Annotated in this window: 16 protein-coding genes; 2 read left to right on the forward strand and 14 right to left on the reverse strand. The window is 68.1% G+C overall.

The window, feature by feature from the left end:
- Positions 1-5 precede the first annotated feature (5 nt).
- Complete coding sequence (locus ACO05N_RS09955) at positions 6-419, reverse strand: holin family protein (protein WP_422056952.1); 414 nt, start codon at positions 417-419, stop codon at positions 6-8.
- Positions 420-455: 36 nt separating this feature from the next.
- A complete protein-coding gene (locus ACO05N_RS09960) occupies positions 456-998 on the reverse strand; it encodes a glycoside hydrolase family 108 protein (RefSeq protein ID WP_422056953.1) in 543 nt (180 codons plus the stop codon).
- 202 nt (positions 999-1,200) lie between these two features.
- On the opposite strand from ACO05N_RS09960, the gene ACO05N_RS09965 reads away from it, so the two are divergent.
- Both ACO05N_RS09965 and ACO05N_RS09970 read left to right on the forward strand, forming a co-directional pair.
- Positions 1,201-1,962 carry a TlyA family RNA methyltransferase gene (locus ACO05N_RS09965; protein ID WP_422056954.1) on the forward strand — a complete coding sequence of 254 codons (762 nt, stop codon included), beginning with the start codon at positions 1,201-1,203 and terminating at the stop codon, positions 1,960-1,962.
- A gap of 192 nt (positions 1,963-2,154) precedes the next feature.
- On the forward strand, positions 2,155-2,307 hold the full coding sequence (locus tag ACO05N_RS09970) for a hypothetical protein (protein ID WP_422056955.1): 153 nt from the start codon (positions 2,155-2,157) through the stop codon (positions 2,305-2,307).
- A 40-nt stretch (positions 2,308-2,347) separates the two neighbouring features.
- On the opposite strand, the gene ACO05N_RS09975 is transcribed toward ACO05N_RS09970, so the two are convergent.
- The 12 genes from ACO05N_RS09975 to ACO05N_RS10030 form a co-directional block, all read right to left on the reverse strand.
- A complete protein-coding gene (locus ACO05N_RS09975) occupies positions 2,348-3,844 on the reverse strand; it encodes a helicase HerA domain-containing protein (RefSeq protein WP_422056956.1) in 1,497 nt (498 codons plus the stop codon).
- A 182-nt stretch (positions 3,845-4,026) separates the two neighbouring features.
- The gene (locus ACO05N_RS09980; protein ID WP_422056957.1) at positions 4,027-4,875 is read right to left on the reverse strand and encodes a dienelactone hydrolase family protein; all 849 of its coding nucleotides are present in this window, start codon (positions 4,873-4,875) and stop codon (positions 4,027-4,029) included.
- A 1-nt stretch (position 4,876) separates the two neighbouring features.
- Positions 4,877-6,592: a gamma-glutamyltransferase family protein gene (locus ACO05N_RS09985; RefSeq protein ID WP_422056958.1), complete on the reverse strand. Its 1,716-nt coding sequence runs from the start codon at positions 6,590-6,592 to the stop codon at positions 4,877-4,879.
- Positions 6,589-8,307, reverse strand: coding sequence for a gamma-glutamyltransferase (ggt, locus tag ACO05N_RS09990; RefSeq protein WP_422056959.1), 1,719 nt, complete (start codon positions 8,305-8,307; stop codon positions 6,589-6,591). Before ggt ends, ACO05N_RS09985 begins: the two co-directional genes overlap by 4 nt.
- A gap of 44 nt (positions 8,308-8,351) precedes the next feature.
- Positions 8,352-9,653: a dicarboxylate/amino acid:cation symporter gene (locus ACO05N_RS09995; RefSeq protein ID WP_422056960.1), complete on the reverse strand. Its 1,302-nt coding sequence runs from the start codon at positions 9,651-9,653 to the stop codon at positions 8,352-8,354.
- A complete protein-coding gene (locus ACO05N_RS10000; protein WP_422056961.1) occupies positions 9,650-11,236 on the reverse strand; it encodes an N-acyl-D-amino-acid deacylase family protein in 1,587 nt (528 codons plus the stop codon). The genes ACO05N_RS09995 and ACO05N_RS10000 overlap by 4 nt, the downstream gene beginning before the upstream one ends.
- Complete coding sequence (locus ACO05N_RS10005) at positions 11,236-14,304, reverse strand: TonB-dependent receptor domain-containing protein (protein WP_422056962.1); 3,069 nt, start codon at positions 14,302-14,304, stop codon at positions 11,236-11,238. Before ACO05N_RS10005 ends, ACO05N_RS10000 begins: the two co-directional genes overlap by 1 nt.
- Before the next feature lie 53 nt (positions 14,305-14,357).
- On the reverse strand, positions 14,358-15,575 hold the full coding sequence (locus ACO05N_RS10010; protein ID WP_422056963.1) for an FAD-dependent oxidoreductase: 1,218 nt from the start codon (positions 15,573-15,575) through the stop codon (positions 14,358-14,360).
- 150 nt (positions 15,576-15,725) lie between these two features.
- Positions 15,726-16,622 carry a LysR family transcriptional regulator gene (locus ACO05N_RS10015; protein WP_422056964.1) on the reverse strand — a complete coding sequence of 299 codons (897 nt, stop codon included), beginning with the start codon at positions 16,620-16,622 and terminating at the stop codon, positions 15,726-15,728.
- A 9-nt stretch (positions 16,623-16,631) separates the two neighbouring features.
- Entirely contained in the window at positions 16,632-17,456 is an 825-nt protein-coding gene (locus ACO05N_RS10020; protein WP_422056965.1) for a phytanoyl-CoA dioxygenase family protein, read from the reverse strand.
- Positions 17,457-17,532: 76 nt separating this feature from the next.
- Positions 17,533-17,700 (reverse strand): hypothetical protein, encoded by a 168-nt coding sequence (locus tag ACO05N_RS10025; RefSeq protein WP_422056966.1) that lies wholly within the window; start codon positions 17,698-17,700, stop codon positions 17,533-17,535.
- Between the two features lie 52 nt (positions 17,701-17,752).
- Complete coding sequence (locus ACO05N_RS10030) at positions 17,753-18,034, reverse strand: hypothetical protein (protein ID WP_422056967.1); 282 nt, start codon at positions 18,032-18,034, stop codon at positions 17,753-17,755.
- Positions 18,035-18,178: the final 144 nt, after the last annotated feature.

The raw sequence follows: 18,178 nt of genomic DNA on the forward strand, positions 1-18,178 counted from the left end.
AGCTTCTATTTCTCCACGCCCTTTATCTTCCCCCACTGGCGCGCGGCGGTGTAGCCGAGATAGCCGGTGCCGAAGAGCGCGTAGAGCGATTCCGGGATGCCGGTGAGATAGGCGTTCATGGCGGCGGCGATCCCCTTGGCCATGTCGGGCTGGACCGCGCCGATCAGGCCCATCGGGATCGCCCAGAGCAGCAGTGCGTACATGACGTAGAGGAAGCTGGGGCGGGCGCGGCTGGTCCAGGGGTCGGAGGATTGCGCCTCGGCGACGATGGCGGAGAGCTGGGTGCGGACCGCCTCCATCTCCTGCGTGCCTTGCAGCTTGAGCAGTTCGAGCTTGGCGGCGTCGCGCGCCTTGGGGTCGGGGATGATCTTGTCGATCAGGCCGGCGATGGGGCCGATCAGGCTGGCAATGACACTCATGATGGATCTCCTGACAATGCTGACGAAATTGCAGGCTTACGAACCGATCCGGTTCGCGAGCCAGCCATAGAGAAAGGCTTCGTTGGCGGGGCGGCTTTCGGCGAGCGCGATGTAGCGTTCGCCCTGCAGCGCCTCGACCGCTTTCAGCAGCACGCGTTCGCCGGGCGGGCCGCGCGTGTCGAGGAAGGCGGCGAGTGCGGCGAGGGTGACCGGGCCGATCTTCCCGTCGACGCCCATGTCGGGATAGTCGCGGCCGTTGCGGTTGAGGCCGTTGAGCGCGCGTTGCAGGAAGCGCGCGGCGACGGCGGGGCCCATGTTGACGCCGGTATCGAACAGCTCTGCCGCCAGCGCTGGCGCGCGTTCGGCGACCTGGTCGAGGCGCGGGCGGAGCCAGTAGAGGCGGCGGTAGATGGCGGCGGCTTCGCTGCGCGGAAAGACGCGCATGTCGCCGGAATAGCCGTGCGCGCGGGCGACGCGTTCGGTGACGCCCCAGCGGGTTGCGCCGCCGCGATCGGCGGGGTGGTCGCTATAGCCGCCCTCGCGGACGATCACGTCGTCGATCAGTTGGTCGATGGTCATGATTTGTTCCTCCTTCCCGACTCGCGATAACCTATATGGTTCGTTGTAGGAAAGGGGTGTTTGTCGTTCCGGGCTTGGGCCGGGACCGAGCTGCTTCGGCCGGCGAGAAGAACAGCCCTGCCCCGGGTCGAGCCCGGGGCGACGAAGGGGGTGTGGTGCGTGCTGGGCGTGACGGCGGCGGCGGGAGGCGTTAGGGCAGGCCATGGCCAAGACACGACCCGATCAGCTGCTCGTCGAACGCGGACTCGCGGAGAGCCGCACGCGGGCGCAGGCGTTGATTCTGGCGGGGCTGGTGTTCAGCGGCGACAAGCGCGTGGACAAGCCGGGGCAGGCGATCGCGCCCGATGCGCCGCTGACGGTCAAGGGCCGCGACCATCCGTGGGTGTCGCGCGGCGGGGTGAAGCTGGCGCATGCGCTGGATCATTTCGCGATCGATCCGAGCGGCATGGTGGCGATCGATGTGGGGTCGTCGACCGGCGGCTTTACCGATGTGTTGCTGAGCCGGGGCGCGGTTCGGGTCTATGCGGTGGACAGCGGGACGAACCAGCTGGCGTGGAAGCTGCGCCAGGATGAGCGCGTGGTGGTGCATGAGCAGACCAGCGCGCGGGTGCTGACGCCGACGCATATCCCGGAGCCGATCGACATCGTGGTGTGCGATGCGAGCTTCATTTCGCTGGCCAAGGTGCTGGAGCGGCCGTTCGCGTTCGTGCGCGAGGGGGCGTGGGTGGTCGCGCTGATCAAGCCGCAGTTCGAGGCGGGACGCGGCGAGGTCGGCAAGGGCGGCGTGGTGCGCGATGCCGCCGTGCATGAACGGGTGTGCGCGGAGGTGGTCGGCTGGCTGGAGGGGCTGGGGTGGAGCGTCGCGGGAGTGACGACGAGCCCGATCACCGGGCCGGAGGGGAATGTCGAATTTCTAGTCGCCGCGCGCGCCGGGGCGGCGGGGGAGATGGCGACTGGCGCCTGATGCCGCAGGTTCGTCGTCCCGGTCTTGAGCCGGGACTGGGCTGCCTGTGGCGAGCGCGAGAATAGCCGGGGCCGGCGACGAGGGCGATTTGCGAAATCCTGTTTTGGGTACGTGCAAACCCCTATGACGATTCTGTGACTCGACAGCGCCGGGGACGAAGCGCAGCATGAGTCTTCCTGTGGGGAGGATGTCATGCGGATGTCGCTAATTGATACCGCTACCGAACTGTTTCGCGAGACGCCGGCTGAGGCGTTGGCGCCTGAGCCGGCGGTCCGGTGGTGCGCCTATGTCGAGGCGATCGGGGCGTGCGCGGTGCTGGTGATGGTGGGGCTGGTGCTGGCCTGAGGCTTTATCCTCCCCCTGGCGAGGGAGGATTAGCGTGTCATTAGAGCAGCTTCGCACGTTCGGCTGCGCGCACCGCGGTGCGGCCGACCGGCGGGGGCTTGGCGGGATCGGGCCAGGATGGCGCGGTGGTCCAGCCGAGATGGGGGAGGCTGACGCTGCGCTTGCCGGACAGGTCTGTGCGCGCGACGATCAGGCCCTTTTCCTCGATATGCGCCATCATGCGCTTGGCGCGGCCCATCGAGCTGGTGCCGTAGAGCGCGGCGATCCGCGCGTCCGAGGGGCAGGGTTCACCGGCGCGCGCCGCCTTGGCGATGCCGAGGAAGGGGGCAAGCATCTCCTCGGGCAAGGAGGCCGCGAGGGTGAGCGCGTCGTCCCAGCCGGTGCGATCGGTGATGCCGGCGCGGGCGAGCGCGAGCGCGCTGCGGAACGCGGGCAGGTCGAGCCCCGCATCGACGCCGCGCATTTTGCAGCGCACGCCATAATCCTGAAAGATCGTGGCGAGCGGCGCGCGGCTGTCTTCGGCACCGATTTCGGCGAGGATCGCGCGGCGGATATCTTCCTGCTCGCCTTCCTCCAGCACCGGCATGTCGGGGACCGGGGCGGGCGCGGGGATGGCGACGGCGCGCATCAGGTCGGCCATCGGCACCGGCGCTGGCGGCGGCGGGGGTGGCAGCTCGTCCTCGGTCGGCGGGGCGAAGAGCATGTCGCGCATGTCTTCGGTCGGGGCGGTCGGGAGCGGGGTGAGCTTGGGGCTCACCGCCTTTGATCCGGTTTGCACCGCGCCGATCCGCACGCTGATCGGGCGACGGGTGATCGCCGGGCCGAGCGCGAGGAACTCGCCGCGCGCGAGGTCGCGGATCGTGTCGGCCTGACGCCGGTCCATGCCGAGCAGGTCGGCGGCGCGGGACATGTCGATGTCGAGAAAGGTGCGGCCCATCAGGAAGTTCGACGCTTCGGCGGCGACATTCTTGGCGAGCTTGGCGAGGCGCTGGGTGGCGATGACGCCGGCGAGGCCGCGCTTGCGGCCGCGGCACATGAGGTTGGTCATCGCGGCGAGCGAGGTGCGGCGGGCTTCCTCGGTCACTTCGCCGGCGGCGGCGGGGGCGAAGAGCTGGGCTTCGTCGACGACGGTGAGGACCGGATACCAATGTTCGCGCGGGGCGTCGAACAGCGCCGAGAGGAAGGCGGCGGCGGCGCGCATCTGGCCGTCGATCTCGAGTCCCTCAAGGTTGAGGACCACCGACGCGCGGTGTTCGCGGACGCGGAGCGCAAGGCGGGCGAGTTCGGTGAGGCTGTATTCGGCGGCGTCGACCGCAATATGGCCGAAGGCTTCGGAGAGGCTGACGAAATCGCCCTCCGGGTCGACCACGACCTGCTGCACGTAAGCGGCGCTGCCTTCGAGCAGGCGGCGCAAAAGGTGCGACTTGCCCGAGCCCGAATTGCCCTGAACGAGCAGACGGGTGGCGAGCAACTCCTCCAGATCGACGGCAACCGGGTTGCCGCCGCTGTCGAGTCCCATGTCGATACGGGCGGTCATCGCTGGGGGCTTTGGCGTATGCCGGGGGGTGGGGGCAAGGGGGTTGCGGTGCAATTCCTCCTCGGAACGGGGAGCTGGCAGCGCGTAGCGCCGACGGAGGGGGCCCGAGGCAACGGAATCGCTTGCCGTGAGCCCCCTCCACCATGCTGCGCATGGTCCCCCTCCCCGTTCCGGGGAGGATTTTACGTCTTCAGCCGCTCGGCCAGGGAGGCGAGGATATCGGCCTCCGTCGCAGCCTTTGCCGTCACGTTTGCCTCGACCGACTGGCGGGATTTGGTGGGGGTGTCGTAGCTGTGCGTCGCGCCTTCGAACATGCGCAGGGCGATGTCGTGGCCGTTGCCCTTGCTGCGCGCGACGAAGGTTTCGCAGAGCTTGGGCGAGACCTCTTCATCCGCCGTGCCCATGAAGACGCGGACGGGGTGGTAGGGTTTGTAGCCGTCCTTGTCGAAGCGCTTCTTGAGGCCGCAGCCGGGGTAGAGCGCGACGCCGGCGGCGAAGCCGATCTTGCGCATGTCGCCGGGCTTGTCGTCGGCCATCGCGGCGAGCGTGGCGCTGGCGCCGTTGGACCAGCCGAGCAGGGCGACGCGGTTGGGCACGATATCGGGGCGCGACTGGAGGTAGCGGAGCGCGCCATAGGCGTGGAGCGGGCGGAAATTGACTTCGTCCACTTCGGGTGGGCGATCGGCATAGGTGCCGGCGGCAAAGCCGGTGGGGTGGCCGACCGCGCCGAAGTCATCGACCATCAGCGCGAGATAGCCGTTCTCGGCCAGCAATTTGCCCCATGCCTTGTGGCGTGAGGCGAGGGTGGTGGCGTCGTACTTGCCCTTCGCCAGCGACGAATAGGCGCCGCCGCGACCGTGCATCATCACCACCGCCGGTGCCTTGGCGGGGGCGTTGGCGGGCTTGAACAGGTAGCCCTTGACCTGCGTCTTGCCGTCCCGGCTGAGGAACTGGACTTCCTCGACCTGCACCTGCTGGGCGGCGACGGGGGCGGCGATGATCAGGGCGATGGGGGCTACAGACAAACGCATCCTATTTCCTCGCTGGCAAAGTGATGGTTTTCGCGACGCCGTCGCGGCGGGGATCGGCGCCGCCGTCGACCTTGCCGTTGCGGATCATGACGCCGTGCAGGCCCGAATCCTCGCCGGTGCCGCCGCGCACCGTGACGCCGCGTTCGGCCATGGCGGCGCGGAGGTCGGGGCTGAACTTGTCCGCCTCGCCATTGAAGCTGCCGCCGCGTGCGACGAGGTTGGGGAGCGCGATGGCGTCGGCGACGGGGAGTTTCCAGTCGATTATGCCGACCAAAGCCTTGGACACGTAACCCAGGATCGCGTTGCCGCCGGGCGATCCGATCGCGCCGGCCAGGCTGCGGTCGGGGTTCAGGATGACCGTGGGCACCATCGACGAGCGCGGGCGCTTGCCGGGGGCTATCACGTTCGGGCCGGTCGGTACGAACGAGAAATCGGTCATCTGGTTGTTGAGGAAGAAGCCGTCGACCATGCGCCCGGTGCCGAAGAAGCTTTCAACCGTGGTGGTCATCGACACCGCGTTGCCGTCACCGTCGATGACGATGAAGTGCGAGGTTCCGGCGACTTCTTTGGTGGCGTCGATGCGCGCGGCGATGGCGCCGGGGGGCGTGCCGGCGCTGGGTGCGGGACCGGCGCGGTCGCCGATCAGCGCGGCGCGGCTGGCGACATAGGTGGGGTCGAGCATGCCCTTGACCGGGACCGTCGCGACATCGCCGACATAGGCGTCGCGGTCGGCGTACATCAGTCGGCTGGCCTCGGCGTACTTCACCCAAGCGACGGGGTCCTTGGGGCCGCGCGATGCGATGTCGGTGCGCTCGATCATCGCCATCAGCTGCAACAGGCCGACGCCCGAGGAGGGCGGGGGCGGGGCGCAGAGGATGTAGCTGCGGTAGGGGTTGCACAGGCCTTCGCGCACGACCGGCTTGTAGGCGGCGAGATCCGCCTCGGTCATGGAGCTGGCGAGATCGCCTTCGCGAACGCGGGCGACGATGCGGCGGGCGGTTTCGCCCCGGTACATCGCGTCCGGCCCTTGCGCGGCGAGGCGGCGGAGGAAGGCGGCGTAGGCGGGGTTGCGCAGCGTGTCGCCCGCCTTGATCTTGCTGCCATCGGCGTTGCGGAAATAGGCGAGCGAGTCCGGGGTGTTCGCCTGCGGGCCGCCGGAATTGACGAAGCGGCCGAGCCGAGCGGTCACGGTGAAGCCGTTGGCGGCGGTCTGCTCCGCATCGGTGAACAGCTCGCGCCATTTGAGCTTGCCATGCTGGCCCTGCGCCAGTGCCATCATGCGCACGACGCCGGGGACGCCGGTGGCGCGTCCCGACAGGACGGCGGTGCGGAAGGACAGCGGCTTGCCGTCTGGGCCCATCAGCATGTCGGGGGTGGCACCCGCCGGGGCGGTTTCGCGGCCGTCATAGACGGTGACGGCTTTGGACTTCGCGTCGTAGCGGACCATGAATGCGCCGCCGCCAAGACCGCTGCTCTGCGGCTCGACCAGGCTGAGCATCGCCTGCACCGCGACCGCGGCGTCGACCGCGCTGCCGCCCTTGCGCAGGACATTCAGGCCAGCCTCGACCGCGAGCGGGTGGGCGGCGGCGACGAAGGCCTGGCGCTCGGGCGCGGCGACGGGCGCGGGGGCGGCGGTCTCGACCGCACCGCGCGGGGCGCAGGCGGTGAGGCCCGCCGCGGCCAGCGCGAGCAGGAAATGGGCGCGGGTCAGCTTCATGGTTCGATGGCCTTTGCGCCAGGGCGGCGGGGGTCGGCGGCGCCGAGGAAGAGATTGTCGGTGATCATGATCGAGTGCGCGCTTCCCATGGTTTCGTCCGAAGTGATGCGATGCCCCTTTGCCTTGAGCGCCGCAACCGTGTCAGGGTTGAAGCCGGGTTCAACGCGCAACGACGCATTGTTGCCCTGATAGATGCGCGGGCGGTGGGTCGCCTCATCGACGTTCAGGCCATAGTCGATCGCGTTGACGACCACCTGAACCACCGTGGTCGGGATCGTGCTGCCGCCCGGCGTGCCGGTGACGAGCCAGGGCTTGTCGCCCTTGAAGATGATCGTCGGCATCATCGTGGACAGCATGCGCTTGCCCGGCGCCATCGCGTTGAGCGGGGGCGGGGTGCCGGTGCGCTGTGCCTCCCACGCCTGTTCATGGCTGAAATTGTTCATCTGGTTGTTGAGCAGGATGCCGGTGCGCGCGATCATCACGCCCGAGCCGAAGTCCGAGCCGAGCGTGGTGGTGAGCGAAACGGCATTGCCATCGGCATCCGCGACCGAAAGGTGGGTGGTCGACGGGCTTTCGAACTTGAGCGGATCGCCGACCGGAGCGTCGGCACCGGGGATCACCCTGTCGGTCGAGATCAGCTTTGCGCGTTCGGCGGCATAGGCCTTTGACGTGAAGCCCTTGACCGGGGCGGTGACGAAGGCCGGGTCGCCGAGCACGCGGTAGCGGTCGGCATAAGCGAGCTTCATCGTTTCGGCGAGGAGGTGGAGCGAGGCGGCGCTGCCTTGCCCTGCGGCTTTCAGGTCGAACTGCTCGAGGATGTTGAGGATGTTGAGCAGGGTCGCGCCGCCCGCGCTGGCCGGGGGCGGGGTGTAGACGGTATAGCCGCGATAGCTGCCGACCAGCGGGTCGCGCTCGACCGGCTTGTAGGCGGCGAGGTCCTCCAGCGTGATCAGGCCGCCATTGGCCTTCATGTCCGCGACGATGCGGCGGGCGATTTCGCCGGTGTAGAAGGCCTTGGCGCCGCCCTTCTGGATCTCGCCCAGCGTCCAGGCGAGGTCGGGCTGTTTCAGCACATCGTCCTTGGCATAGAGGCTGCCATCGGGCTTGTAGAAGGTTGCCTTGCCCGAGACGCTGTTGCTCAGGCGCTCACGGCCCCAGCCGAAGACGAAGGCTTCGTCGGCGGTGAGCTTGACGCCGTCGCGGGCGAGGCGGAGCGCGGGTTCGACGACCTTGGCCCAGGGGAGCTTGCCCCATTTGCGGTGCGCGTGCTCGAGACCGGCGACGCTGCCCGGGACCGAGGGGGCGAGATAACCATAGGAGGCGATGCCGCGTTCCTTGCCCTTGTTATCGACGAACATTGCGGCGGTCGCGGCGCGCGGGGCGATGCCGCGGAAATCGATCACGCGGACCTGTTTCGACCTGGCGTCATAGACGGTGATGAAGCCATCGCCGCCGACATTGCCTGCGCGTGGCAGGGTTACGGCGAGCGCGAAGGCAACTGCGACCGCCGCGTCCACCGCGTTGCCGCCGTCGCGCAATATCTGCGCGCCGACGCTGCTCGCCATCTCGTTCTGGCTGACCACCATCCCGCGCGTGCCGACGACCGGCGAGTGGATCGAGGGATATTCGAGGAGGTGGCGGCTCTGCGCGGCGACCGGGACGGGCAGCGCGAGCGCGAAGGTGGCGAGGGCGAGGGTGAGGTTACGCAGGAACATGGGCGGGGTCCGTTTCATCGATTCTTGGCCTTGAGTAATCGGCCTCAAACATCGTCTTTCGAATTGTAGCGATCCACGTCCATCTCGCCCTCCCAGCGGGCGACCGCGGTCGCGATCGAGAGGTCGGAGGTGACGTTGGGGATGGTGCGGATCATGTCGAGGATGCGGTCGAAGGGAAGGATGAAGCCGACGACGATCGCGGTCTGCTCCGGCGTGATGCCGATCGCGTGGAGCACGGCGGCGAGCACGAACAGCGAGCCCGACGGGACCGGGGCGACGCCCATGGCGACGATGGTCGTGGTCGCGGCGATGACCAGATAATCGGCGAGCTGCAGGTCGACGCCGAATGCCTGTGCCGAAAACAGCGTAAGCATCGCGACATACATCGCCGCGCCGTCCATGCCGATCGTTGCGCCCAGCGGAAGCACGGTCGATGCGACGGGGGGCGAAACGCCAAGGTTACGCTCGGCAACGCGGATCGCGACCGGGAGGGTGGCGCTGCTGGACGAGGTCGAGAAGCCGACCATGATCGCATCGGCAATGCCGCGGAAGAAGGGGAGCGGCGACAGCCACGCCATCAGCCGCACGACGATCAGGCCGTGGATCAGCAGCGTGACGATCGCCGAGCCGACGACGACGCACAGGCCAAGCTTGAGCACCGCGATGAAGCTGGACGGGCCGGTGGTGCCCATGACGACCGCGATGAGGGCAAACACGCCGAACGGAGCGGTTTCCATCACGAAGCCGACGATGCGGAGCATGACTTCGGAACCGGCGTTGAGCAGCTGGCGCACTGGCTCCGCGCCCTTGCCCGCCGCGATCACGCCCGCGCCGACGAGGATCGCGAAGAAGATCACCGCGAGCGTCTTGCCCTCTGCCATCGCGCCGATCGGATTGTCGGGGATGATTTCCATGAACATCTGCGCGGTGTCGGGCGGGGTGCCCATCGCCTTGGGAATCGCGCCGGCAAAGCTCGCGCCGAGGCCGGGGGCGATCAGCGTGGCGACGATCAGGCCGGTGGTGACCGCGAGTGCGGTGGTGAAGACATACATCGCCAGCGTCTTGACGCCGATGCTGCCGAGCCGCTTCGGGTCGGCGAGCGCGGCGACGCCCGAGGCGATCGTGAGGAACACCAGTGGCACGACCAGCATGCGGATCAGGCGGACGAAGGCGGTGCCGATCCAGCCGATCGACGTCGCGCCCTCACCCCAGGCGAGACCCACCGCTGCGCCGAGGACCAGCGCGGCGAGAATGCGCTTCCACAGCGCGACGCCGAACCACCAGGCAAAGGCGCGCTTGATCGGGCCGCGGCGTTCGGCGGGATCGAACAGGGTCGTGTCGGTCATGCGGGGCAGGTCCATTCGGTTTGGCGCGGTTTGGGCAGCGGGCGGCCGGCGAGGGTGCCGGTGAGCTGGCCCTTGTCCACCGCGAGGCGGCCGTTGACCAGCACGTAGCGGACGCCGGTGCTGGGGAGGTCGGGCCGGTCATAGGTGGCGCGTTCGGCGTAGGTGGCGGGATCGAGGATCGCGATGTCGGCGAACTTGCCGGGGGCGAGGACGCCGCGATCGGGCAGGCCCAGAATCTGCGCGGTCTGGGCCGAGGAGCGCTGGACGAAGCGTTCGGGCGTCATCAGCTTTGCCTGACGCACGAACATGCGCCAGCCGCGCGCGAAGCTGCCCATGCGGCGGGGGTGGCCGCTGGTGGCGTCGGAGCTGCCGACGACCCAGCTCTGGCGCGCAAAGGCGTCGATGTCGCGCTGCGTCATGTTGAAGCTGGCGATGCTGGTGCCGGGATCGGCGATCAGGATGCGCGCGGCGGCGTCGAGCGGGTCGCGCTTCCATTGCGTGGCGAGCGCATCGAGCCGCTGGCCCTTATGCGGGCCGCTGACCATCAGGATCGCGTGCGCGCCGCCGCGGATGCGCAGTTGTTCGGCCATCTCCTTGCGGAGTTGCGGTTCGAGCGCCTTGAGGTTGGCGACCATCGCGGGTGCGCCGCCATCCTGCGCGCGGCGGGGCACGAGCGCGGCGGCGAGCGAGGTGCTGGAGGCTTCCCACGGATATTGGTCGGCGGTGATGGCGACGCCGGATTTCTGCGCGGTGGCGATATGGGCAATGACCTTGGGGGCCATGCCCTGAACATCCGCGCCGAGCGCCTTGATATGCGCGATGTGCAGCGGGAGCCTGCCGTCGCGGGCGATGGCGATGGCTTCGTCGATCGCGGGGATCAGGCCGATGCTCGCGCTGCCCTCGTCGCGCAGATGGGTTTCGTAGATGCCGTTGAAGCGGCCCGCGACGCTGGCGAGCGCGGCGACTTCGCCGGTCTTTGCGAAGCTTTGCGGGGCGTAATAGAGCCCGGCGGATAGGCCGAGCGCGCCGTCGCACATGGCGCGGGCGACGTGAGCCTGCATCTGTTCGAGTTCGGCGGAGGTCGGCGCGCGATCGCGGTTGCCGACGACTTGCAGCCGGATCGTGCCGAAGCCGGTGAAGCTGGCGACATTGGGACCGGTGGGGTTGGCGGAGAGGCGCGCGAACAGGCCCGCGATGTCCGCCTCGCCGCCGCCGTCATTGCCGATGGCGATGCTGGTGACGCCCTGCAGCAGGTGGTTGGCGAGCTGACGCCGCATCGCATCGGGCGCGCGGGCGTCGGGGCCGCTGTGCGTGTGGGGGTCGATGAAGCCGGGGGTGACGGTGAGGCCCCGGGCGTCGAGGGTGCGCCGCGCGGTGACCCCATGCGGACGCTGGCCGATATAGAGGATGCGGTCGCCGTCCACGCCGATCTCCGCCACCCGCGCCGGGGTGCCGGTGCCGTCGATGACCTGGCCATTGGTGATGACCAGATCGATCGTGCGGGGTGCGGGGACCCGGTCCTGACCTGCCCCAAGGGGCAGGAGCAGGAGCGGGGCCGCCATGACGCGGACGGCTGTTCGCATCAGAACCGCTTGCTGATCGAGAAATAGATCTGGCGGCCGCGGTTGCTGTAGAGGTCGCCGATATAGCCGTTGCTGTTATCGGCGATCGGGGCGAGCGTGTTGAACAGGTTGCGCGCGCCCACGCGCAGGCGGAGATTGTCCATCGGACCGCCATCCACCTCATATTGTGCGTACAGGCTGTGCGTCATGTAGTCGTCAACGCGGAAGCGGGTGCCGTCCGCGAGCGAGGCCGAGGTATCGTCCACCGCGCCGACATAGCCGCCATAATAGCCGATGCCGAAGCCGTCATAGCGCCAGGTGACGCTGGCCGAGGCGCGCCATTTCGGACGACCGTTCTGCTCGATCAGATCCTGCGCGCCGGCAATGATGATCGACGAATCGATCGTCCCCGCCGCCTGTGCGTCGACCAGCGCCTGCGCCGCCGGACCGGGCACCTGATAGAATTCGAGCAGGCGTGCGGCGTTCACGCGGACGCTGAAGTCGCCGATGCCGGTGTCCTTGACCTGGTAATAGACGCCAAGGTCATAGCCGCGCACCGAACGCGGCGAGAGGTTGGTGTAGTTGTCGATCACCTGGACGATGCGCCCGACCGGGGCGATTCCGGTGCCGGCGACCGCGTCGATGTCCGCCTGGGTCGGCGCGACACGCTGGACGTTCGGGTTGGACGACCCCTGCAGGCGCAGCAGGTAGTCGAGGATCAGCGCGTTGCCGTCGCCGAACAGGCCGATCACGTTCTTTTGCCGGATTTCCCAGTAATCGGCGGTGAAGGTCAGGCGTCCGGCCTTGCCCATGTTGAGCTGGAAGGTGCCGCCGACCGAGAGGTTGTCGGATTCCTCCGGCTTCAGATCCTGGCTGCCCGACCGGTTGCTGACCACGCCCTGGCTGCGCGAGCACGCGTCGAAATTGGCGATCGCGCCCGAGCGCAGGTCCGCCTCGCAGCGGATCCAGTCGGTGCGGGTGTTCGAACGCTGGATGCCGTTTTCGAACAGCTGTGGCAGGTTGGGCGCGCGGAAGCCCTGCGACCAGCTGCCGCGCAGCTGGAGGTTGGCAAAGGGGTACCAGGATGCCGCAACCTTCGGCTTCGCGACGGTGCTGAACCCCTGATAGGATTCGACGCGGCCGGCGAGCTGGAGGTCGAGCGAGCGGATCAGCGGCACGTTCATGTCGGGCGCGACCAGAGGCACCGCGAATTCGAGGAAGCCCGAGAAGGTGTCGCGCGATCCGCCGCTGTCCGGGGTCGGGCTGGCGCCCATTGTGTCGCTGCCGTTCGAGCTGCCGTCGAGCGCGACGAACCGGATCGTGCCGTCGAGCCGGTCGTCGCGGTCGTCGGCAAATGTTTCGTGGCGGAACTCGACGCCCGCCGCCATGCCGACGCGGCCGCCGGGCAGGGTGAACAGGTCGTTCTTGCTGATCTTGAAATCGCCCATCGCCAGTTCGGTCGTGCTGACACGGCCGATATCGACCATGAAGCCATCGATGACGCTTTGCGGGTTGGGCGTGCTGTCATAGCGACCCGGGTTGAGCGGATCGCCGCCGTTGAACGGGTTGTACGCGCTCGCGTCGAGGCGGCTGAGGGCTTCCTGGAACTTGGTCAGGCTGACCGTGCGCATGCTGTCGGCGGTGCGCGCGCGCGAATAGAGTGCGGCGCTGTCGAAGTCGAAGCCGAGCACTTCGCCGCGGAACCCGGCGAGGAAGCGGGTGGTGTCGTTGCGGACATTCACCACCAGCGGGCCGGCATCGACCGGGCGATAGTCGATCAGCTCGATCGGCACGCCGGAGGCGGCGACGCCGCTGAGGCCGGGGATGCGGAACGCGCTGCCGGTCGGACCGAACGGATTGTAGTAGCCGTTGGCCGGAATGATCAGCCGCTGGCTGGCGAGCGCGGTGTCCTGCTCGCGCTGCGACTGAAAATCGGCGCGATACCATCCCGCCTCGGCGAAGAATTCGAGGCCGCCGTCGAATTCATGGTTGAAGAAACCGAACAGGTTGATGCGGTCGTTGCGCCCCTGAATGGTGCGGACATCGTTGATGTCGTATTTCAGATTATTGTCGGAGGTCAGGGTCGACAGCGAGCTGTTGTCGAAGCAGGTCCCGGCATAGCCGCTGGCGACGATGCACCCGTCATTGGTGTTCGGCTGAATGTGGAAGATGCCGCTGCTGGTCAGCGAGGTGCCGTTGACCGACGCGGTTGTGGTGGAGGCAACGAAGCTGTTGGTCAGCCGCTGGAACTCGCCCCAGATGCTGTCGACCGAGGTGTTGTCGAAATCGCTGTCGCCCGCGAACGGCGTACCCGCAACCAGCGGACGCAGATCGGCCGATTGCGAATTGCGGCGTTCGCGCGCGTAGAGCGGGTCGCGATGGTTATACGAGCCGAACACCGAGATGTTCGACTTGCCACCGTTGAAGCGGTGGCCGAATTCAAACGCGAACTCCGCCTCGACCTGGCCGGAATCTTCGGTGAAGCCGATTTCGGCGGTGGTGCGCAGGCCGCGGAAATTGTCCTTGAGCACGGTGTTGATCACGCCTGCGACCGCGTCCGAGCCGTAGATGGCGGCGGCGCCGTCGAGCAGCACTTCGACCCGACGCACGCCGAGCACGGGGATGGTGTTGGTGTTGACGCTCTGCACCGGCACGAGGTTCTCGCTCTGCGTGCCGGGGTGGAGGACCATGCGTCGGCCGTTGAGCAGGACCAGCGTGTTGCCGGTGCCGAGCGCGCGCAGGTTGATCGATGCGGTGTCGCCGCGCGCGTCGTTGATGCCGCCCGCGTCGCGGCTTTCGTTGAAGGCGACGTCGCCGGCCTGGGGGATCGAGCGGAACAGATCATCGCCGCTGGTCGCCGCAGTGGCGGCGATGTCATCTTCGTTCAGCACGGTGACGGGCAGCGCGCCGGCGACGTCCGCGCCCTTGATCTGCGAACCGATGACGACGACTTCCTCGGTCGAATCCTCCTGGACATCGGCGGCGGTCTGCGGCGCGTCGGCGGGCGATTCCTGGGCCATGGCGGCGGTGGCGGAGGCGAGCAGCGAGATACTCCCCAACAGGCTGGCGATCCGGTTCGTGGTCTTCATGGTCGTGTCTTCCCTGTTTCCTGTTGTCATGTGCCTTGGCGTCTGGTGCGCCTTCAGCTCCCCTCTGCGATGAGTTCTGCGACGCGTTCTGCGCTGCCGGCGGCGTAGGTCCAGCCTAGCGCGCCATGCCCGGTCGCCGCGATCACGCCCGGCGCGATGGTCCGGGTGATCGGAAGCGAGTTCGGGGTCATCGGTCGCAGGCCGGCCCAGCTCGTTTCGATTTGGTCATAATCGGCGGCGTGAGGCAATGCCGCGCGCGCACTGTCGACCAGTACGCGCAGCCGCGCCGGTTCGACGCGCGTGTCGCGCTTGCCCAGCTCGGCCAGGCCGGCGATGCGCATGCGATTGCCGATGCGCGCGAAGACGACGCGATTGGCAACGTCGGTGATGCTCGCGCTCGGCGCGGCGGGGCCGGGAGGCAGGGTGATCGAATAGCCCTTCATCGGCTGAATGGGCAGGCGCACGCCGAGCTGACGGGCGAGCGCGACCGATCCGGTCCCGGCGGCGAGGATGATGCGGTCCGCCCCGACCCGTGCGCCATCGCTGGTGACGATCGCGGGCCCCGCGCCATTGGCGATGATCCGGGCGACGCCGGTTCCCATCATCGAGCTGCCCCCCGCGCGCAGCAGCGCGTCGTGCGCACTGACGCAGAAGCGGTGGGGGTCGCCGACCTCTTCGTCGCGGGTGTGCAGCGCGCCGACCATCGCCTCACGGATCGGGGCGAGCATCGGTTCGGCAGCCACCGCACCATCGGGGTCGAGGATCGACTGGCTGATGCCATGCGCGGCCTTGAGCGCGGCCATGTCCTGCGCTGCGGCGAAGGAGGCTTCGCTGCGGTAGATGTGGATCTTGCCCGGCGCGCCATGGCCGAAGTCGAGCGCGTGGCGCGCGGCAAGCCCGGCCAGCGCGCTGCGCGAGCGGGCGGCAAGGTCGAGGCCGGCTATCGTGTTGTCGCGGAAGCGCGTCGCGGTGCCATTGCGCAGAAAGGCGATCGCCCAGGCGATGAAGTCAGGATCGAGCCTGAGATGGAAGCGCAGCGCACGGTCGAGGCCCAGCAGCACGCGCGGGATCTGCGCCAGTGTCGACGGGCTCGCCAGTGCATCGGTATAGCCATAGCTGAGCTGGGCGCCGTTGGCGAAGGAGGTGCCGAGGCCGGGACCGGCCGCGGAATCGATCACCGTGACGCGGTGGCCGCGCTCGGCGAGGGTCAGCGCCGTCGCCATGCCGACCACGCCTGCGCCCAGCACGATAACCTCGCGCGGGACGGTCATGCCGCCAGCTCCGGGTTCCGGTTGATCAGAATGCGTCTCCCCCAACCCGCAGCAGCTGGACGGACATTCCAACCGCGCGGTGAAAAGCGACATTAAAGTTCAAGACGCCGACGAAAAGCGCGCAATCGCTGCTTTAGGTATAGACTGCGTTTATGGCTTGGCGCGGTTTTCCTCGAGTACCTGCTGGAAGGTGCGCAAGAAGGCGCGGGCCGCGCGCGACGGCTGGCGCTCCTCCAGCGTGACCCAGGAAATGGTGAAGCGCAGCGGCGGGTTGGTAGGCAGCCACGTAAAGCCCGGTGCGCGCCAGGCGCGGGCGGTGAATTCGTCGATCACCGTGACGCCGCGCTCGAGCTGGGCAAGGCGGGCGGCGATGAAGAAGGTTTGCACCGACACGGTTTCGCGAAAGGCGATGCCGCGCGCGCGGGCGGCTTCGGTCAGCACCGCCCCGATCGGCCCGGCGGCGGCGACGCCGATGACGTCGCGGTCGGCGAGCTGTTCGAGCGGGAAGCGCTCGCCCGGATCGGGGAACATGCCCTCGGGGTACTGAACGACGAGTTCGCCCTCCGCCATCGCCGCACGTGCCAGCCGGGGGTGAGGCGGGGGCGTGTAGGCGATGGCGAGATCCAGCTCGCGCTCGATCAGCGAACGGAGCAGGTCGTCATGGTGATGCGTATGCACCTCGAACGTCACGCGCGGCCAGTCGCGCCGGAACTGCGCCATCGCCAGGGGCACCATGTCGAGCGCGAGGCTGGGGACGATGCCCAGCCGGACATGCCCGCCGCCGGAGTGCGACAGGTTGCGCGCGGTCTGCTGCAACGTGCCGAGCCGGTCGAACAGGTCTCCGGCCTCCCGCATCAGCGCATGCGCCTCGTCGGTCGGGATCAGGCGGCCGCGCGACAGCTGAAACAGGCGCAGGCCAAGGCTGTCCTCGGCATGGTGCAGCGTTTTCGAAACCGAGGGTTGCGACACGCCGAGCGCGCGCGCCGCGGCGCTGATCGACCCGTGCTGATAGACGGCGTGGACGATCTCCAGCTGGCGCAGACGCATCAGGCGGGGTCAGACATAATGGGGTTCAGGGTGCTCGTGCAGCGCCTCGTAATGGACCAGCACCGGTTCGGGACCGAGCGGCACCGGGCGGCCATCGCGGAACGCCCATTCGCCGCGGTCGCAATCCTCAGCGCGGACATAGCCGTTGATGTAGAAGCGGCGCTGGTGATCGGCGGTGTTGCGGCCCGATCCATGGACCAGATAGGGGCTCCACATCGCGACATCGCCGGGCTCCAGCTCCAGATCGATAACGCTGGCGGGGTCGATTCCGGCGGTGCGCAGCGCGTCGTCGGTCATCTCGTTGCCCAGCACTTCGGTCGATGTGTCGAGCGCGAGCGGACCGCTGCGGTGGCTGTCGGGGATCATCCGCATCGCGCCGCTGGCGCGGGTATGCGGATCGATGGCGAGGCCGGTCTGGATGTAGGAATCGCCCAGATTGCGATAGGCTGCGTCGGGCTTGCGGAAGCGCGAATCCTGATGCCAGGCGAAGTCGCCCTTCGATCCCGGCGCCTTCCAGTGGAGCTGGTTGATGATCTGTTTGATTTTGCCGCCGATCAGCGGAGAGAGCAGGTCGACCCAGCGCGGGTCGAGCCGGACGGAATCCAGCACCGCATTGTGATAGGACGGCCATTGCACCATCGGCACGAGCGGGGTGCCGGTGTCGTCGGGACGGACATTGTAGAACAGGTTGCCGTGCCGGAAGCTGCGGCCATGCGCCACGCCCTCCGCATGTACGGCATCGACGGCGGCGGCGATGTCCGCAACCTCTGCCGGTGAAAAGACGCCACGAACAACGGCATAACCGTGTTCGCGATACTGGGCGACGTGATCCATAGCGGCCTCCGCACACGCGTTACGCGTGCGAGGCTTTCACTGGATCGGGAGTGCGTCAACCCTGTGACGGCACGCGTCACTCGGTTGCGGCGGTCGGTTCTGCGCCGGCATCGGTGGCGTTGGCGTCAAGCATGTCGGCGGCGGCATTGAGCTGCGCAGCCTCATCGGGCGATACGCCGGTCGTGTCGTCGGCGCCGTTGCAGGCGTCGAGCAGGATGAGTGGCAGCAGGATGATGGCGCGCATGGTTCCCCCCGGAGATGCGCGGGGCCGTCAGTGCGACGGCCCCGGCGACAAATCAGTTGTTCTTGTCGAGTTCGTCCTCGGCCGCATCGGCGGCGTTGCCGGCGCGGTCGGCGCCTTCCTCGATCGCTGCACCCGCGCGGTCTGCCGCGTTTTCGGCGGTGCTGAGCGCGCCATCGGTCGCGGCCTCGACGTCGTCAGCCGCCTCGCTCATCGTCGCGTTCGCGTCGGCGCCGATCGCCTCTGCAGCCTCGGCGGTTTCGTTCTGCGCCTTGTCGCTGCATGCGGCGAGACCGAGCGCGGCAACGGCGGCGAGCGGGAGAAGGGCCTTTTTCATCTGATATCCTCTCTGAAACGGAGTCTGTTCGGGGCACGACGCCTGAACCGAAACTAGGTTCCGTTTCGGATCAGGGCAATCCGGGGGCAAACCCCTTGCCTATATCGGTCCTTTTGCCTAGATCGAGCCTGTGGTCGGCCGCCC

This window comes from Sphingomonas sp., assembly GCF_965227385.1.
Classification (GTDB): Bacteria; Pseudomonadota; Alphaproteobacteria; order Sphingomonadales; family Sphingomonadaceae; genus Sphingomonas.

Bases quoted from the DNA above. Each gene is read 5' to 3' on its own strand.
- ACO05N_RS09955 (WP_422056952.1), bottom strand. From the start codon at position 419: ATGAGTGTCATTGCCAGCCTGATCGGCCCCATCGCCGGCCTGATCGAC.
- ACO05N_RS09960 (WP_422056953.1), bottom strand. From the start codon at position 998: ATGACCATCGACCAACTGATCGACGACGTGATCGTCCGCGAGGGCGGC.
- ACO05N_RS09965 (WP_422056954.1), top strand. From the start codon at position 1,201: ATGGCCAAGACACGACCCGATCAGCTGCTCGTCGAACGCGGACTCGCG.
- ACO05N_RS09970 (WP_422056955.1), top strand. From the start codon at position 2,155: ATGCGGATGTCGCTAATTGATACCGCTACCGAACTGTTTCGCGAGACG.
- ACO05N_RS09975 (WP_422056956.1), bottom strand. From the start codon at position 3,844: ATGACCGCCCGTATCGACATGGGACTCGACAGCGGCGGCAACCCGGTT.
- ACO05N_RS09980 (WP_422056957.1), bottom strand. From the start codon at position 4,875: ATGCGTTTGTCTGTAGCCCCCATCGCCCTGATCATCGCCGCCCCCGTC.
- ACO05N_RS09985 (WP_422056958.1), bottom strand. From the start codon at position 6,592: ATGAAGCTGACCCGCGCCCATTTCCTGCTCGCGCTGGCCGCGGCGGGC.
- ggt (WP_422056959.1), bottom strand. From the start codon at position 8,307: ATGTTCCTGCGTAACCTCACCCTCGCCCTCGCCACCTTCGCGCTCGCG.
- ACO05N_RS09995 (WP_422056960.1), bottom strand. From the start codon at position 9,653: ATGACCGACACGACCCTGTTCGATCCCGCCGAACGCCGCGGCCCGATC.
- ACO05N_RS10000 (WP_422056961.1), bottom strand. From the start codon at position 11,236: ATGCGAACAGCCGTCCGCGTCATGGCGGCCCCGCTCCTGCTCCTGCCC.
- ACO05N_RS10005 (WP_422056962.1), bottom strand. From the start codon at position 14,304: ATGAAGACCACGAACCGGATCGCCAGCCTGTTGGGGAGTATCTCGCTG.
- ACO05N_RS10010 (WP_422056963.1), bottom strand. From the start codon at position 15,575: ATGACCGTCCCGCGCGAGGTTATCGTGCTGGGCGCAGGCGTGGTCGGC.
- ACO05N_RS10015 (WP_422056964.1), bottom strand. From the start codon at position 16,622: ATGCGTCTGCGCCAGCTGGAGATCGTCCACGCCGTCTATCAGCACGGG.
- ACO05N_RS10020 (WP_422056965.1), bottom strand. From the start codon at position 17,456: ATGGATCACGTCGCCCAGTATCGCGAACACGGTTATGCCGTTGTTCGT.
- ACO05N_RS10025 (WP_422056966.1), bottom strand. From the start codon at position 17,700: ATGCGCGCCATCATCCTGCTGCCACTCATCCTGCTCGACGCCTGCAAC.
- ACO05N_RS10030 (WP_422056967.1), bottom strand. From the start codon at position 18,034: ATGAAAAAGGCCCTTCTCCCGCTCGCCGCCGTTGCCGCGCTCGGTCTC.